The 14,367-nt window shown below is 62.4% G+C and carries 11 protein-coding genes and 1 tRNA gene; 6 read left to right on the forward strand and 6 right to left on the reverse strand.

Features of this window, described 5'->3' with window-relative positions; all coding sequences use genetic code 11:
• The first annotated feature begins 25 nt into the window (after positions 1-25).
• A complete protein-coding gene (locus QM685_RS22835; RefSeq protein WP_415119612.1) occupies positions 26-1,669 on the forward strand; it encodes an NAD(P)H-hydrate dehydratase in 1,644 nt (547 codons plus the stop codon).
• Between the two features lie 329 nt (positions 1,670-1,998).
• Positions 1,999-3,621 (forward strand): glucose-6-phosphate isomerase, encoded by a 1,623-nt coding sequence (gene pgi, locus QM685_RS22840; RefSeq protein ID WP_415119614.1) that lies wholly within the window; start codon positions 1,999-2,001, stop codon positions 3,619-3,621.
• Between the two features lie 85 nt (positions 3,622-3,706).
• On the opposite strand, the gene QM685_RS22845 is transcribed toward pgi, so the two are convergent.
• Complete coding sequence (locus QM685_RS22845; RefSeq protein ID WP_415119616.1) at positions 3,707-4,393, reverse strand: ABC transporter ATP-binding protein; 687 nt, start codon at positions 4,391-4,393, stop codon at positions 3,707-3,709.
• Here QM685_RS22845 and QM685_RS22850 point away from each other — a divergent pair.
• Together QM685_RS22850 and QM685_RS22855 are read left to right on the forward strand one after the other, a co-directional pair.
• Positions 4,392-5,096 carry an arylesterase gene (locus QM685_RS22850; protein WP_415119765.1) on the forward strand — a complete coding sequence of 235 codons (705 nt, stop codon included), beginning with the start codon at positions 4,392-4,394 and terminating at the stop codon, positions 5,094-5,096. The two genes, QM685_RS22845 and QM685_RS22850, sit on opposite strands and share 2 nt — an antisense overlap.
• A 116-nt stretch (positions 5,097-5,212) precedes the next feature.
• Positions 5,213-5,554 (forward strand): hypothetical protein, encoded by a 342-nt coding sequence (locus QM685_RS22855; protein ID WP_415119618.1) that lies wholly within the window; start codon positions 5,213-5,215, stop codon positions 5,552-5,554.
• Positions 5,555-5,637: 83 nt separating this feature from the next.
• On the opposite strand, the gene QM685_RS22860 is transcribed toward QM685_RS22855, so the two are convergent.
• The 3 genes from QM685_RS22860 to QM685_RS22870 all read right to left on the reverse strand — a co-directional run bounded on the left by QM685_RS22860 (position 5,638) and on the right by QM685_RS22870 (position 8,892).
• Positions 5,638-7,572 (reverse strand): SurA N-terminal domain-containing protein, encoded by a 1,935-nt coding sequence (locus QM685_RS22860; RefSeq protein WP_415119620.1) that lies wholly within the window; start codon positions 7,570-7,572, stop codon positions 5,638-5,640.
• 86 nt (positions 7,573-7,658) lie between these two features.
• Positions 7,659-7,735 (reverse strand) — tRNA-Asp (locus QM685_RS22865).
• Between the two features lie 224 nt (positions 7,736-7,959).
• On the reverse strand, positions 7,960-8,892 hold the full coding sequence (locus tag QM685_RS22870) for a LysR substrate-binding domain-containing protein (protein ID WP_415119622.1): 933 nt from the start codon (positions 8,890-8,892) through the stop codon (positions 7,960-7,962).
• A 112-nt stretch (positions 8,893-9,004) separates the two neighbouring features.
• Between QM685_RS22870 and QM685_RS22875 the strand changes: the two genes are divergently transcribed.
• Positions 9,005-9,784 carry a class I SAM-dependent methyltransferase gene (locus QM685_RS22875; protein ID WP_415119624.1) on the forward strand — a complete coding sequence of 260 codons (780 nt, stop codon included), beginning with the start codon at positions 9,005-9,007 and terminating at the stop codon, positions 9,782-9,784.
• 359 nt (positions 9,785-10,143) lie between these two features.
• Positions 10,144-11,700: an MFS transporter gene (locus QM685_RS22880; protein WP_415119626.1), complete on the forward strand. Its 1,557-nt coding sequence runs from the start codon at positions 10,144-10,146 to the stop codon at positions 11,698-11,700.
• Between the two features lie 49 nt (positions 11,701-11,749).
• Here QM685_RS22880 and QM685_RS22885 read toward each other — a convergent pair whose 3' ends face one another.
• Positions 11,750-12,709 carry a LysR family transcriptional regulator gene (locus QM685_RS22885; protein WP_415119628.1) on the reverse strand — a complete coding sequence of 320 codons (960 nt, stop codon included), beginning with the start codon at positions 12,707-12,709 and terminating at the stop codon, positions 11,750-11,752.
• Between the two features lie 617 nt (positions 12,710-13,326).
• Entirely contained in the window at positions 13,327-14,358 is a 1,032-nt protein-coding gene (locus QM685_RS22890; RefSeq protein WP_415119630.1) for an L-idonate 5-dehydrogenase, read from the reverse strand.
• Positions 14,359-14,367 lie beyond the last annotated feature (9 nt).

Raw genomic sequence — 14,367 nt, forward strand, 5'->3', positions numbered from 1 at the left:
CGCGGGCAAACCGCCAGGTTTCGCCATGACAGACGCCGAAAACACGCCGCCCACGCTTATCGATCCCCTGAATGCCTCGCATCCGCGCGCGCTGCCGTTGCTCACGCTGACCGATCTGCGCGTCGCCGAATCGCAGGCGGCCGCCGCGTTGCCCGAACACACGCTGATGGCGCGTGCCGGCCACGCGGCCGCGCGCTGGCTGCTCGAGCGGATCGCCGCCGATACGTCGGTGACGAAATCGCAGCAGCGCGTCTGGCTGATCGCCGGCCCCGGCAACAACGGCGGCGACGCGCTGGTTGTCGCGACGGAACTGCATAAGGCCGGCATCGCCGTCGAAGTCTGCATGCCGGTCGACGTCAAGCCTGCCGACGCGCGTTGGGCGCGCGATACCGCGCGCGCCGCGGGCGTACCGGTCAACGCGGCGCCGCCCGCGTCGCTCGACGGCTATGGCTGGCTCGTCGACGGCATGTTCGGCATCGGTCTCACGCGTGAGCTCGACGGCGTATTCGCGGGGGTCGCCCGACTGCTGTCGCAACGCACGAACGCACGCCCGGCGCAAGGCGCGGTGCTCGCCCTCGACGTGCCGAGCGGGCTCGACAGCGACACCGGCGCGGTGGTCGGCGGCAACGGCGCAGCAGCGGTCCATGCGACTCACACGATCACGTTCATCGGCGCGAAGCCGGGGCTTTTCACCGCACAAGGCCGCGATCTCGCCGGCCGCGTGACGCTCGCGCCGCTCGGACTAAGCAGAGGGCTCAACGGCGACGGCAACGAGGGCGGCGGCACGCCACGCCCTGCTCTTCAACTGAACGCCCCCGAACTCTTCGGCGCCTTCATGCCACCACGCGATTTCGCGACCAACAAGGGCACCTTCGGCAGCCTCGCGGTGGTCGGCGGCGACACCGGCATGTGCGGCGCGCCGATCCTCGCGGCGCGCGCCGCGCTCCACACCGGCGCGGGCAAGGTCCACGTCGCGCTGCTCGGCGAAGGCGCGCCGCCCTACGATCCGCCGCATCCCGAACTGATGCTGCATGCGATCGACACGCTGCCGCTCGATGCAATGGACGCGCTCGCGATCGGCTGCGGCATGGGACATCGCGACATCGCGACGCGCGTGCTGCACGACGTGCTGCAACTCGACGTGCCGAAACTGTTCGACGCCGACGCGCTGAATCTGATCGCGAAAGACCCCGCGCTCGCCGCCGAACTGACCGCGCGCGGCGTGCAAGGCGATCCGTGCATCCTGACGCCGCATCCGCTCGAGGCCGCGCGTCTGCTCGGCAGCGACGCGCCCGGCGTGCAGCGCGACCGGCTGGCGGCCGCGCGCGCGCTCGCGGCCCGCTTTGCGAGCATCGTGGTGCTGAAGGGGGTCGGCACGATCGTCGCCGCGCCCGACGGCCGCCTCGCGATCAATCCGAGCGGCAACGCCGCGCTCGCGACGGGCGGCACCGGCGACGTGCTCGGCGGCATCATCGGCGCGCTGCTCGCGCAACATCTGCCGCGCTACGAGGCGGCGCTCGCGGGCGTCTACCTGCACGGCCTCGCCGCCGACACGCTCACCGCGCAGGGTCACGGCCCCGCCGGTCTGACGGCGGGCGAACTCGCGCCGATGGTGCGAACCTTGCTCAACCGGCTGTTCTATCCGCCCTATACGCCGACGGCCGCGTGAAACGCGCGCATCGTGCGTATGTGGCGGCGCCGACCCCCATGCGCACGGATACCGCACGGATACATAACGCGCTGCCGTCTGTCATACATCCCCGCTATACTGGTTGTCTGCGCCGCGTGTCGGAGGTCGGATCGATCGCGGGTGGTGGCGAAACTTCGGCGGGCGCGTACACCGCGTTGCGCTTCGCGAGAGTTGCGAGAGTCGCGAGTTTTCGCCAGCACTCCCACCCGAATCCGGCCGCGCGGCATCGCTCTGACTGCATCGCCGCATCATTTCTCGGCCGCGCCTCGCGCGCGCCTTTCTTCGTGCCCCTTGGTTAGACGGACGCTATGACCCAGAACTCGCTCCCCTCCTGGTCCTCGCTGCAGACGCATTACGACAAGATTCGCGACGCGCATCTGCGCGACTGGTTCGCCCCCGGGAACGATCCCGCTCCCACGCGCTCCGAGCGCTTCACGTTCGAGGGCGGCGGTCTCGCCGCCGATTTCTCGAAGCACCGCATCACCGACGAAACCCTGAAACTGCTCGTGCAGCTCGCGCGCGAAGCCGGCGTCGAGAAGCGCCGCGACGCGATGTTCGCGGGCGAGGTCGTCAACCCGACCGAAGGCCGCGCCGCGCTGCACACGGCGTTGCGCGCGACCGATCCGAAGGCGCCGTTCTTCGCCGAAGTGCAGGCCGAGCGCGCGAAGATGGCCGCGTTCGCCGAGCAGATTCGCAGCGGCGCGTGGACCGGCTACACCGGCAAGCGGATTCGCCACGTCGTCAATATCGGCATCGGCGGCTCGGACCTCGGGCCGAAGATGGTCGTGCACGCGCTGCATCATCTGGCCACGCCGGAGATCGCCATGCACTTCGTGTCGAACGTCGACGGCGCCGATCTGTACAACGTGATGCAGCAGATCGATCCGGAAGAGACACTCGCGATCATCGTGTCGAAGACGTTCACGACACTCGAGACGATGACCAACGCGCGCTCGCTGCGCGACTGGTTCATCGCAAAAGGCTGTCCGGAAAGCGCGCTCGCGAAGCACTTCGTCGGCGTGTCGGCCAACCCGGCCGAGGTCGTCAAGTTCGGCATCGCGAAAGAAAACGTCTTCGAGATGTGGGATTGGGTCGGCGGCCGCTATTCGCTGTGGTCGGCCGTCGGTCTGTCGATCATGATCGCGATCGGCCCGCAACAGTTCGACGAACTGCTCGCCGGCGCCAATGCGATGGACCAGCATTTCCGCGACGCGCCGCTCGAGAAGAACCTGCCGGTGCTGCTGGGCATGATCGGCATCTGGTATCGCAACTTCTTCGGCTCGCAAAGCTATCTGGTCGCGCCGTATTCGGAAGCGCTGCATTTCCTGCCGTCGTATCTGCAGCAACTGGAGATGGAAAGCAACGGCAAGTCGGCGCGGCTCGACGGCGCGATGGTCGACTATCCGACCTCGGCGGTCACCTGGGGCGAGCCGGGCACGAACGGCCAGCACGCGTTCTTCCAGATGCTGCATCAAGGTCCGACGATCGTGCCGATCGACTTTATCGCGGTGCTCACGCCCGAGCATCCGCTCGCGGGCCATCATCCGAAGCTGCTCGCGAACTGCTTCGCGCAAAGCGAGGCGTTGATGCTCGGCCGCACGCTCGAAGAGGCGAAGAAGGTGGCCGGCCCGGACAAGCCCGAACTCGCGCCGCACCTCGTGTTCCCCGGCAACCGGCCGACCGCTACGCTGCTGCTCGACGCGCTCACCGCGCGTTCGCTCGGCGCGCTGATCGCGCTGTACGAACACAAGGTGCTCGTGCAGGCGTCGGTATGGAACATCAATCCGTTCGATCAATGGGGCGTCGAGCTCGGCAAGATCCTGGGCAAGGTGGTCGAGGCCGATCTGACGGCGGCGAGCGTCGATGCGAAAAAGCACGATTCGTCGACGTCGGCGTTGATTGCGCGGGCCCGCGCCGCGCTGAAGCGCTGAGGTCGACTCGCGCGGGTCGAGTGTACCGTCATGAAAAAAGCGGGCTGCTACGGCCCGCTTTGTTTTTGCATCGGCGACATGTTCGTCACGCGAGCCGCCCCGCTTCGATCGTCACCGTCGTGTCGCAACGGCGCGCAAGTTCGATGTCGTGCGTGACGAGCACGAGCGTCGCGCCATGCGCGCGATTCATCTCGAACATCAGATCGATCACCGCGTGACCCGTGGCCGCGTCGAGGCTGCCGGTCGGTTCGTCGGCAAACAGAATGGCCGGATGGGTAACGAACGCACGGGCCAACGCGACGCGCTGCTGCTCGCCGCCCGACAGCAGCTTCGGATAGTGGCTGGTGCGCTTGCCGAGCCCGACCAGCTCCAGCAGACCCCGTGCGCGCGCCGCCGCCTCGCGCGTGCCGATGCCGCCTTGCAGCTCGAGCGGCAACGTGACGTTTTCGAGCGCGGTCAGATGCGGCATCAATTGAAACGACTGAAACACGAAACCGACCGAGCCGCTGCGCAATGCGGCGCGCTCGTCTTCACTCAATTCGCCGAGTTCGCGGCCGAGCAGCCGAACCGAGCCCGAGCTCGCGCTGTCCAATCCCGCGAGCAAGCCGAGCAGCGTAGACTTGCCCGACCCGGATGCGCCGACGATCGCCACGCTACTGCCGGCATCGATGGCAAGATCGATGTCGTCGAGAATCGTCAGTTCGCCCGTTGCATCCTTAACCCTCTTGCACAAACCCCGCACTTCAATGACTGGATCAGTTCTGTTTGGCATGGTGAAGCGTAGGTTGAAAGTGCGCGCCATCGCCCCTCGCGCCGCGGCGTTGGCCGCGGCATTCGGCGCGGCCATGATGGCCGCCGCGCTGGTTTCGTTGCCGTTGGCGGCGCATGCGGCCAATGCGCCGGAAGCCGCGAAGCCGGTAATCGTCGTGCTCGGCGACAGCATCTCCGCCGAATACGGCCTGCCCCGCGATACGGGCTGGGTAGCGTTGATGCGTCAGCGTCTGGCCGCTGAGCGCATCGATTATAGCGTCGCGAATGCCAGCATCAGCGGCGACACGACAAGCGGCGGACGGGCGCGCCTGCCCACGTTGATGCAACGGCTGAAGCCGCGCATCGTGATCGTCGAGCTCGGCGCCAACGATGCGTTGCGCGGCGTGCCGCTGTCCACGACCGAGGACAACCTGCGCACGATCATCGAACAGGCCCAGCAGGGCCACGCGAAGGTCGTGCTCGTCGGTATGTACGTACCGACGAATTACGGCCCCGACTATACGCAAAAGTTCCACGGTCTCTACGGGCAGTTGTCGAAGGAATTTCATGTGCCGCTCGTACCGTTTCTGCTCGCCGGCATCGCGGACAAACCGGACATGTTCCAGGCGGATCAGATCCATCCGACCGAGCAGGCACAGCCCGTGCTACTGGACAACGTGTGGCCAGCTGTCAAGCCACTCCTTCGCACAAGTTCGCCGCACTGAAAAGCCTGCTAACAACTTGTTTCCGGAACCAGGGGAACACGGATCGCCGAAGCTGTAAGATGTTTTCGCAATCCCGTGCACCCGGCTCATTCCTGAGCGACTTCTGAGGAGATAACGTGAAATATTTACCGTTAATCGCTTTGACTGTAGCCCTCTCGGCCTGCGCCGCTCAACCGCCTGCCGGCGTCCAATCCGTTGGTCAGAGCCAGCAACCACCGGCCGCCGTCGGCCGCTGCATCGCGCAAAAATGGGCGGACGCGTCGCAACAGCAGGTAGTCTCGCAAAACACCCTCGCGAACGACCAGGCCATGGACGTCTACGTGCCGGGCCAGCAGCCGCCTAACGGCGCCGCCGCGGTGGTACGTCCGTCGTATAGCGGCAAGGGTACGTGGGTCGGCTTCCGCTCGAACGGCGCCGGCGGCAGCGAGGCCACCAGCGCGATCAGCGGATGTCTGTAATGGAGCGTTGGCCAATCTCATGTTGATCGCCAAATGAAAAAAGCCCCGCGTCGCGGGGCTTTTTTTCATCTGGCAGGTAATGCTTACTGGTCGACCGTCTGCGCGGCGCTATCGGGCGCGCCGTAGAATTTCACGCTCGAACGCTCGCGGAGCGCCTTCACGAAGGCTTCCACCTGCGACTGCGCGTCGACCTGCGCGATCTGCTGCTGCGCCGCGTCAAGACGATGCGGATCGACCGCCGTGCCGGCCACGACCTGGTGCACACGATAAATCGCGTAACCGTCGTCGCCGAGATCGACACCGACATAGGCCGGCAATTTTTGCGCATCCACCTTGTAGATTGCGCTCAGCGCGGCGGGCGGCACGCCCTGCGAATCGTTGCGCGAGACCTTCAGCGGCGACGAGAAACCGGCCGTCGTCTTCGACTTCTCGAATGCGGCCAGTTGCGCGATACCGTCCTTGTGCGCGGCTTCGTTCGACTGCGCGGCGATCACCTTCTGGCGCACCGCGTCCTTCACCACGTCGAACGCCGGCACCGCGGCGGGCTTGTAGTCGGTCACGCGCGCCGAGATCAGCGTGTTGCTGCCGACATCGATCGCCTGCGTATTGTTGTGCGCCGACACCGAGTCGTTCGCGAACACCGCCGCGAGAAACTTCGCGTTGTTCAGCGGGCTGTCGGGCGGCAGCTTCGGATCCGGCTGCTGCGTGACCGTCGCGGTCTGCACCTGCAACTTGTACTTGTCCGCCGCCGGTTGCAGGCTCTTCGCCTTTTCATAGACGAGCGACGTGAAGCCTTCCGAGTCGTCGGTGAACGCCTTGGTGGCGAGTTGCGTCTTCAGGTCTTTCGCGATCTGGTCTTTCACTTCGTCGAACGGCCTCGTGACCGCCGGCTTCACATCGGTGACCTTGATGATATGGAAACCGAAATCGGTCTGCACGATGCCGCTGATTTCGTCCTTCTTCAGCGCGAACACAGCGTCGTCGAATGCCGGGCCGCCCGCGATCATGCCGCGGCCGAAGTAGCCGAGATCGCCGCCCTTCGCCGCCGAGCCCGGATCCTGCGAATTCTGTTGAGCGATCTGCGCGAACTGGTCCGGATGCGCCTTGACCTGCGCGAGCAATTCCTCGGCCTTCTGCTTCGCCTTGGCCTTGTCGGCCGCGCTCGCATCCTTCGGCGCCGCGATCAGGATATGGCTGGCGCGCACTTCACCGTCGGTGCGAAAGTGGGCAATGTTGTCGTCGTAGTACTTCTTGAGGTCCGCGTCGCCCGGCTGGATCGATGCGCCCAGCGTAGCCGGCGACATCACGACATACTGGATCATCGCGGTAGCCGGCGTCGCGAAGTCATTGCTATGCGCGTCGTAGTAGGCCTTCAGTTGCGCGTCGGTCGGCTGGATCTTCGCCGCATAGTCGCGCGGATGGAACGCGATGCCCTGCACTTCACGCTGCTGATCGGCGAGTTCGGTCAGATGCTGCGCGAGCGTCTTCGACGTGAACGCGCTCGCCTGAATGCTCGCGGGCAACTGCTGCATCGCGAGGCTGTAGCGCACGCGCTCGTCGTACTGATCGGGCGTCATGCCCTGCATCGCAAGCAACTGCTTGTATCGATCGAGGTCGATCGAACCGTCGGGATTCTTCAGCGACGAGATCACCGGATCGGCCATCAGTGCACGGCGCACCGCGTCGTCCGAAGCCGTCAGATGCAGGCGTTGCGTTTCGTCGGCCAGCACACGCTGCTCGATCATGCCGTCGAGCATTTCGCGGCGATGCTCCGGCGTATCGAACGTCTTCATGTCGAACTGCGCGCCGAGCATCTGACGCGCGCGGTCGAGTTGCTGACGCATCGCGTCGTCGTACTCCGCGCGGGTGATCTTGTGACCGTTGACGCTCGCGACGTTGGCGCTTTCGTCAAAGAAGCCGCGGAAACCCTGAATACCCACGAAACCCAACCCCGGCAAAATGACGAGGATGAGCATGAACATCATCAGGCGCTGGTGATTGCGGAAAAAATCGAGCATGCGTAAGGGGTGCCAAAAACAGAACGCCCGATCTTACAACAGCGGGCAATAAAAAAGGCGAACCGGAGTTCGCCTTTCGTGGATACTGGCGGAGTGGACGGGACTCGAACCCGCGACCCCCGGCGTGACAGGCCGGTATTCTAACCGACTGAACTACCACTCCTTATACTGCGCTTTTTACTACGTTCGCTGCTGAAACACTGTTGTCGTTCGCGGATACCACGAAAAATACAGCAACGCGAAATTTTGCCGCAGATGCCGCAACTTGGCAACCGATATCTTCCCAGCCAGCCGATCCGGAAGCCATCTGTAAAGAAGCGGTCGAGTGTAACGCCGTCGGCCAGAATGGCCCTATCCTGACGAATCTGCGAAGAACCGACTGCGCTGTTAGCCGATGCAGTCCGTGCGACGCTTGCTTGCCGCGTCACCGGAACGCAGCGATTTTGCAATGGCGACGAACCGGCCCACCGGCGAGTCCTCTCGCACCAGCGGGCAAACCAGGCTTAATGGCACGCTAAAGCTCGATTGAGCGTCGAGCGCGCGATAGGCGACACTCGACTGATGAACCGATTGCAGCACTTCCGGCACGATCGAGATTCCGCGTCCCGCGGCAACCATCGTCACGGCCGAAAGCAGGCGCGACACCGATTCGACGATGTGCGGCGTAAAACCAGCCTTGCGGCATGCGGGAATCAGGACGTCCTGAATGCCCGGTCCATCACCCCTTAGATACAGGACGAAAGACTCATTCGCCAACGTGCCGAGAGAGAGCGGAGTCGAGCCTGAGGCGAGCGGGTGATCGACCGGCATCGCAACCACCATCGGTTCCTCGCACAGGAGAATGTTCAGCAGCTCTGGACGATGCAACGTCGACGATCTGACGAACGCGACATCGATTTTTTTATCGGCTACAGCATCGAGCAGATCACGTGTCGTGTTTTCCCGCACGTCCAGCCTGATAAGCGGATAGCGGGCACGAAACGCACGAATGATTTGCGGGACGTATTCGTGTAGCGATGCAGAGCTGGTATATCCGACGACGATATGACCGAGTTCCCCGCGTGCCGTTTGTCGTGCACGTATCTTCGCTTCATCAGCCAGCGCGAGGAGCGCTCTTGCATCGTCGAGAAAGACGCTGCCAGTTGCGTTCAATTTGATGCTGCGCGGCGTGCGGTCAAAGAGCTCGACGCCGAGCTCCCGTTCCAGATCGCGTATCTGCTGGCTCAGCGGCGGCTGCTGAATGCCGAGTTGAGCAGCAGCCCGGGTCATGTGCTCTTCCTCGGCAACGGCGACGAAGTAACGCAAGTGCCGGAGTTCCATCGATTGAATATCCCATAGATATATAAAACGTCTGCTTACGGTATTTATAAGATATTTTATATCTCCTTTCTTGCGCCGTACCATACAGCGGTCAATGAACGAGGAAGTTGAAATGTCGATCGATTTCCACAGCAAACTGAACCGCCATACCTACGATAGCCGGGATGCCAGCGCGGACTGGGTGCAAGCCGTCACGCAACTAGTCGAACCGGACGATCGACGAATCGCCGACGTAGGCTGCGGAGGCGGAATTTACTCCGAGGCGTGGCTCAATCTGGGTGCACAAGCTGTTTTTGGTATCGATTTTTCGGCGCAGATGGTCGCGGCGGCGAAGGCGCGCCTGAAGGATTACCCGCAGGCTTCGATCAGCCAGGGGGATGCATGCGCGACCGGACTGCCGGCAGACTGCGTGGACGTCGTTTTCGAGCGGGCGCTGATCCACCATCTGGACAGCTATGAAGGCTGTTTCGCTGAAGCAAAACGTCTTCTCGCGCCGGGCGGCCTATTCCTGATCCAGGATCGTACCCCCGCCGACGTCGAGGCCGCTGCATCGACTGAACATCTGCGAGGCTATTTCTTCGAGTGTTTTCCGCGATTGCTGGAAATCGAACGAGGCCGCCGGCCGGAATCCGTCACGGTCGAGAATGCCCTGCGTAAAGCAGGCTTCACGCAGATCACCACACGCACCGTCTGGGAAACACGCAAGACCTATGGAGGTTTCGACGAACTTGCGCGGGATCTCGCGGCGCGCACCGGCCGCTCGATCCTGCATGAACTCAGCGACAGCGAACTGCAGAAGCTGATTGCTTATATCCAGACGAGACTGCCGGACAACGGACCGATCGTTGAAAAAGACCGTTGGACTCTCTGGGCTTCCCGTTCGATGAATTGACACCCGATTTTCTCATTCCGTTCGGGCACTGAGTCGGCATACCGGGCAGCGTGCTGTTATCGGTCGCCGACAATTTCGGCACCGCCGTGTCGGCGTTCAACTATCACGTCAATGGCCTTTGAACACTGGCATCCGTTTTTCGCGGAGTGCCAGTTGTGCGTCTCTGAAACGATGCTTGCAAAGCATCGAGGTCGCATGTATCCCATACCGTTGCGCAAACGCATACGCAATCCGGAACTTGGGGATTCGCGAAATACGACTTGCGATGCCCGGTACGCGTCCATAGGATGGCTGCACAAAGAAAGTTGCCACTAGGCGTTTCAATGCACGGAACGCGGCGTGTACCGAAGGACCCATTGGTGAAGCTGACGAATTCCCGCCTGCGCATCCTGACGCTCAGGCATCTGCGTAAAGATCTGTTCCCGTGGGTGATCGCCCTGGCCGTCGGCATCGACTACTTCGACAACACGATCTTTTCGTTCTTCACAAGTTACATTGCCGGTGGCATCAACGCGTCGTCCGACGAACTCGTCTGGTCATCCACAGCCTACGCTACGGCATCCGTGCTCGGTATCGTTCAGCAACAGTGGCTGATCGAACGGCTTGGATTTCGTCGTTATCTCACCGTTTGCCTGCTGATGTTCGCCGTGGGCTCGCTCGCATCATCGCTGAGCGAGTCGGCGCTCGAGCTTTCGATAGCGCGCGGCTTTCAGGGATACTTTATCGGGCCGATGCTCGGCACGTGCCGCATTCTGCTGCAGACGGGTCTCACTCCACAGGAGCGTGCACCGGCCACGCGGATCTTCCTCACGATGATCCTTCTCGCCAGCGCGCTGGCGCCGATAACCGGCGGCTATCTCGTCGCGCATTTCGACTGGCGCGCGCTCTTCACGTGCTCGACGGTCGCCGGAACGTTGCTGGGAATGCTCGCATTCCTGCTCGTGCCGCACATCGGCAAGCGTCGACCCGAAGCCCGCAGCGCGGCTCATTTGTGGCCTTACTTCGTCTTTGCATCCGCGCTCGGCGCCCTTCAGATCGTCACGCAGCAGGTCCACTTCGAGTTGTTCACGACCTCACCGCTGCTACTGCTCCAGACCGGAATCGGCCTGCTTGCGCTCGGTTGGTTCGCATGGCAGCAATGGCACCATCCGCGACCGCTTGTACGCCTGAATGCGCTGCGCGAGGGACGCTATCGGGTCGGCATCGTGCTGTACGCTTTCTACTACTTCATCACGAACGCGATCGGTTTCCTGGTCTCTCGCCTGTTAATAGGCGGGCTCGGTTATCCGGTCGAGAACACGGGGCGGCTGCTCGGGTTTACGTCGTTCTCGTCCATCGCAATGGCGTTCGCCTACTTTCGCTACTCGCAGCGCATCACGCACAAGAAATGGCTCATCGTGCCGGGATTCCTGATGGCGGCGTTCGTCAGCATGTGGTTCGTGCTTCTGCCGCCGGACGTCGGCATGTCGTGGCTGCTGCCGCCGCTCGTGATACGAGGCTTCCTGCTCATGTTCATCGCGCTGCCTACAGCCAGCGTCGCTCTGCAGATCTTCTCGAACGATGAATTCACACATGGCTACCGCTTCAAGAATATCGTCAAGCAGCTTTCCTATTCATTGTCGACCGCATCCGTTCTGATCCTGGAGCAACATCGCATGGCACTCCACGAAACCCGGCTGACTGAATTCGCAAGCCCCTACAACCCGGTTTTCCAGAACACGCTCGAGGCGATGACGCACGCGTTCACGGCGTCGGGACACGATTCCGGAGATGCGCGAAATCTCGCGCTGGCGGAGCTCGCTCGCCTAGCTGCGCACCAGGCAAATTTCATGAGCGTACTGGACGGGTTTCAGGTGATGATCGTACTGGCATTGCTCGGCGCAACGATTGCGTTTTTCCAGCGGCAAATCAAATGAGCGAGCCGTCGCCTTAAATCTCATAACGATGCGAATCGGCTCTGCGGCGTCAATTGTTCCCGAAACCACCGTTTGTGGACGATGCATTTTCAGGTTGCTCGGTGAGTTGATGAATCAACGCACGGGTGGCCGCGGTCATTGCCTTGCCGCGGCGAGTTCCGAGGCGCACCGCGCGTATTGCCCACGGCTCGTTGATGCGTAACGCGACTGATTGGGCGGCGGTATCAACCGGCACCAGGCACTCCGGCAAAACGGTAATCCCCAGGCCCGCCCCCACCAGGCTGCGCGCGACGTCGGGATGACTCACCGTGAACCTCGCCTGTACTGCTTTATCGATTGTCGACGCGGCCCGATTCACGTCTGACATCAGCGTCGTGTGCGGCGGCATTGCAATAAAGGGCTGGGTAATCAGGTCGGCTATTCCGACCTCCATCTGTTCAGCCAGCGAGTTCCCGAGCGGCACGACGGCCACGAGCCGATCGGTACGATATGGAAAACTGTCGAGGGGTTCGTCATTGAGATCCGGAGTCATGATATAGACGCCGAGATCGAGACTACCGGATACGACGGCCCGAACGACGTTGATATTGGCGTCCTGTATCACGTCCAGTTCGACGAGCGGAAAATCGCGTGTGAATTGACCGAACTCGCGGGCCAGATACTGGATGATCGTGGCACCCGTCGCGCCGATCGATACATGCCCGCGCACTCCTTGCGAGAATTCGGAAAGTTCTCGCCGCATGTCCTCGAGGTTATCGAACAACTGGCGCAAATACTTCGCCAGAACTTCACCGGCCGCACTGGGGACTACGCCATTCGAAACGCGCTCGAACAGTTGAACTCCGGCGACACTCTCAAGGTCCTGCACACGCTTCGTGGCCGCGGACGCCGCGATGTTCTCACGAATGGCTGCGCGCCGGATCTGACGCTCGTCCACCACGGTAAGGAACAGCCGCAGGGTGAAGAGATCGACCCTGCGCGTCAGACTTTGCACGCTAAACGTACTCATGGTGTTTCCTGTGATGCGAAGCCGGATCGTTGCCCGGCATTTTTCCAGCGTAGCCGTGTCGGACCAGAGAGCAAACGTTGCTGAATCGAATGCCTTCGGTCGCCGGGAAAACATGGTATCCGGAAGCCATCCTCACTGCCATGCGCCAGAGGTCGTTCAACGACTTCGTCGTCGTCGCCCTGGCGCTCACGAATGAGGATGCGGCCAGTAGTAGCACGGAAGCCGTGCCGTTCATTTCGTGTCTGGGGCTGACAACGGATACAACATACCTCGGGAAATACAACGATAAAAGTGCGGTTCTTTCTAATAGCCGCCCTTGGACGCGCCTGTACCGCCCACAGGCAACAAAAAACCCGCGGAGCCAATAGCCACGCGGGTTTCAGAGACTGCAAGCAACTTTTTCAGACTACTTTGGACAACGGCGAATTTCGAAACTGGTGGTGCTGAGGGGTTCCAAAGCGCCGCTGCCCGCCCTGCCGAACAAAGGTTCGTCCCCAATTCGATCCTGCAAATACAACGAAAAATGCAACGATCCGCAGTTGTAACCGAATCCGTCGTCAAAATGCAACACGCAGGGTGGCGAATGTTTTCTACCGCAGTTCGATCGATCGAAGACGCTAAAACGCCAGATGGATCTTCATCGATTTACTCCTGTCACCGGCGACTTTAAACGCCTCGACGACATCTTCGAGCGGGAAGGTGGCGGTCAGTAACGGTTTGAGATCGACGCGGCGCTGGTTGATGAGATCGACCGCGAGGCCGAATTCCTCGTGAAAGCGGAACGTGCCCTTCATCTCGATCTCTTTGGAGACGATCATGTTCTGAGGGATCGAGACGTCGCCGCCGAGGCCGAGCTGCACCAGCGTGGCGCGCGGTTTGAGCGCTTCGAGACCGAAGCGAACGGCACGTTCGTTTCCGGAGGCCTCGAACTGCACGTCGAAGTATCCCTTGTTGGCCGCATAGGCAGAAAGCGCTTCGGGGTGGCTCGCCACGTTGATCGCCCGGTCGGCGCCAATTGCGAGCGCCTTGTCAAGGACGGCATCCATGACATCGGTGGCGACGATCTCGCGGGCGCCGTGGGCGCGAGCGGCGATGATCGCCAGCGCGCCGATCGGCCCGCAGCCGCTGACAAGCACCCGCTTGCCCGTCAGCGCACCGGAGCGTGCGACCGCATGCAGCGCCACCGCGAACGGCTCGGCCATCGCTGCTTCCTCGATCGATACGCCTTTCGCTATCTTGTGGCATTGCCACTGTTCGGCGACGAGGTGCTGGCTGAACGCGCCCTGGATATGCGGCATCGGCATGGCGGAGCCGTAGAAGCGCATGTTGAGGCAATGGTTCTGCTGCCCCTTCAAGCAGTATTCGCAGGCGTTGCAGGGGCGGCTCGGCGAAACCGCCACGCGATCGCCGATCGCCAGGCCCACGACCCCCTCGCCCAGGGCCCGGACCGTGCCGGCAACTTCGTGACCGAGGATCATCGGCTCGCGGACGCGCACCGTGCCAAACCCGCCATGATTGTAGTAATGCAGGTCGGAGCCACAGATGCCCCCCGCCCCGACGGCGACCTCCACCTGACCGGGACCGAGGCTTTCAGCCTCGCGCTCCTCGATGCGCAGATCCTTGGCGGCATGGATGACGACGGCTTTCATGGGCTTTCT

Origin of the sequence: Paraburkholderia sp. (genome assembly GCF_047605525.1) — a bacterium.
GTDB lineage: Bacteria > Pseudomonadota > Gammaproteobacteria > Burkholderiales > Burkholderiaceae > Paraburkholderia.